Here is a 2,534-nt window from a genome sequence, read left to right as displayed (position 1 = left end):
GCTCGCGAGCCACGCCGCGACCGCCGTCACGTCGTCCTCAGTCAGCCGGGCCGCGACCTGCTGCATGCAGTCCGGCGCTTTCGCGGTGCGCGTACCATAACGCCACGCTCCCAGCTGCGCGCTGATGTAGTTCGGGCGCAGTCCGAGCAGGCCGGGAATTCCCGGCTCCATTCCGGTCAGGGCGGGGCCATGGCAGCTTCCGCACGCCGGAATCTGTCGCTGCGGATCGCCGCGCGACACCAGCGACTGGCCGTGCTGCAGCACTTCCTTGCTTGCATCGCTGGCTGCCACGGGGGGCAGTGGTGGATGCTGATCCGCAAAATAGTCGGCCATCTGCTGCAAATACGGATCGGGCAGGAATTCCAGCAAATAGTTCATCGGCGGATACTTTCGCCGGCCATTCTTGAAGGCAAGGAGCTGGTTGTAGAGATAGCCGGCCGGCTTGCCGGCAAGCCGCGGGAAATAGACGTCGTTGGTGCCTTCGCCTTGGTTGCCGTGACAGGGCGTGCAGGCCTCGACCCGTGCCGCCATTGTGTCCGGCGGCTGGTTGGCCGTTTGTGCAACCGCATCAAACGCGGCCAAGGTGGCAATGGCGACGGCCAGAGCAATGGTGCGAGCGAACACTCTCGTCACCTCCAAAAACGGGATCGGTTGATTCCGGATCACAACGTAGCGGAGCATTATTGCGCCAATATGGTCCTGCGCAAGACCGGCCACGCGTGATGACGTTTGGTCGCGGTGTTCGCATGTGCGATCACGATCGAATTCGACAAAACTTGCGTGCTTCTTGAAAACCGAGCATAACGCAGCAGTCTCGCGACAGGTCCTGCCCGAGTCTTGCGCGGTCATGTCACCCTCTTTTGTCAGAGGGTGCAGGGAAGACCGGATGCCGGCTGGGCACCCGCGGTCCACTGTGCGAAGGTTGCGCTACAAGAGGCTGCACAGCGGCATACAGGTGAAGCCAAACAACCGGCCTTCCCTGCGCAGTGGTTTGATGGCTTATGCCGAGCTCTCCCCGGGGAGCGATGCACTATTGCCCCCGTCGCCTTGCAGATCGCTGACGCGCGCACCCGGTCGGGCCGCCGCATCACCGCAAGACTTGACGCACAGACCCCGGGCGTCAGGACGACACGGTTTTGCCGTACGCTGATTGCACCGGTCGTGTGCGCGAAGGCTCCTCGCTCACGGTTGCCCGCCCTGCGATGCCTCTCGCGCCGGTGCTGCCAGCGTCCACCACGGCTCATCCCGCGTTTCGTGACGATCGCGATACGCCCCTCTGACTGGGGATGAGGTGGCGGGACACTGCGACAAATCAGAAATTCTGTAAAGGCGAATATTTTCGCTTGCGCAGATTGACCAGCCAATTGGATGTTTTGCCCGTCGGGCAACGCAAGGGCTTGTAGGTGCGTAGGGTGGATTAGCCGAAGGCGTAATCCACCGCGTCTGCCGATGTGGAGACAGAAGCGGTGGATTACGCTTCGCTAATCCACCCTACGAAGTGTTTCGTGCCGTGTTCCCTCGACCACCTCAGGGATCATTTCGCACCGCTGCGAGTTCTCTCCGGATTGTCCGGGCTGGAGCCGCCATGACCATCAATTTCGACACGCTGAAGGCCTCGCTCGTCCTGTATGGCCTGAACGCGATCTACGCGATCCTGTTGCTTGCGATCGGCTGGTATCTGTCCGGCGCCATGCAGCGTTTCGTCACCCGCCTGCTGAGCGTCACGCACCGCGTCGACCCGCTAGTGACCCTGTTCGTAGGCAGTCTTGCGCGCTACGGTGTGCTCGCGGTGGTCGGCATCGCCGTGCTCCAGCTCTTCGGCATCCAGACCGCGAGCCTTGTCGCCGTGCTGGGCGCGACATCCCTCGCCATTGGCCTGGCGCTTCAAGGCACGCTCTCCAATCTCGCCGCCGGCGTGATGCTGCTGCTGTTCCGGCCCTTTCATATCGGTGATGACGTCGAGGTGGCCGGCAAGGCGGGGAAGGTGAGGTCACTGTCCTTGTTCATGACCGAGCTGGTCGCGCCCGACAACACGCAGATCCTCTTGCCGAACGGGCAGGTGTGGGGCGCGGCCATCGTCAACCACAGCGCCTATTCCGGCCCGGGCGAGATCAAGGTCGCGTTTCCGGTCAGGGCCGGATCGGTCAATGCGCTGGCGGATCAAATCCTGAAGGAGCTGCGTCAGGACCCACGCGTCGACGATCACGCGGCGCCGTCGGTCAATGTGTCGAAGGTGATCGCCGCCGATCCTGCAGCGCCGGTCGTGGAGTTGACCGTGAGCGCAAAGGTGAAGCCGTGCGATGCCGACGCAGTGAAGCAGCGTGTGCTGGATCATGCCAGCGCGTTATTGGCGGCCGCATGAGCCGCGCAGGGCGGATTAGCCGAAGGCGTAATCCGCCAAGTCTCTCTCCGCGGCGACAGACGTGGCGGATTACGCCTCGCTAATCTGCCCTACGAACAACGGCTTTCGGTTTAGCCCCGCGGCGAGCGCGGCGGCCTGCGCTTCACCGCGTGCCGGCGCGGCGAGCGGGTGA

Annotated in this window: 2 protein-coding genes; one reads left to right on the top strand and one right to left on the bottom strand. The window is 63.3% G+C overall.

From position 1 onward, the window contains the following. Positions 1-681: c-type cytochrome (locus MOV75_RS34240; protein ID WP_309486992.1), on the bottom strand; the 681-nt coding region annotated here is incomplete at its 3' end. Positions 682-1,585: 904 nt separating this feature from the next. Here MOV75_RS34240 and MOV75_RS34235 point away from each other — a divergent pair. Next, complete coding sequence (locus MOV75_RS34235; RefSeq protein ID WP_246924417.1) at positions 1,586-2,362, top strand: mechanosensitive ion channel family protein; 777 nt, start codon at positions 1,586-1,588, stop codon at positions 2,360-2,362. The last annotated feature ends 172 nt before the right edge of the window (positions 2,363-2,534 follow it).

This window comes from Bradyrhizobium sp. PRIMUS42 (assembly GCF_023006515.1).
GTDB lineage: Bacteria > Pseudomonadota > Alphaproteobacteria > Rhizobiales > Xanthobacteraceae > Bradyrhizobium.
This window is presented reverse-complemented; position numbering and strand designations above follow the sequence as displayed.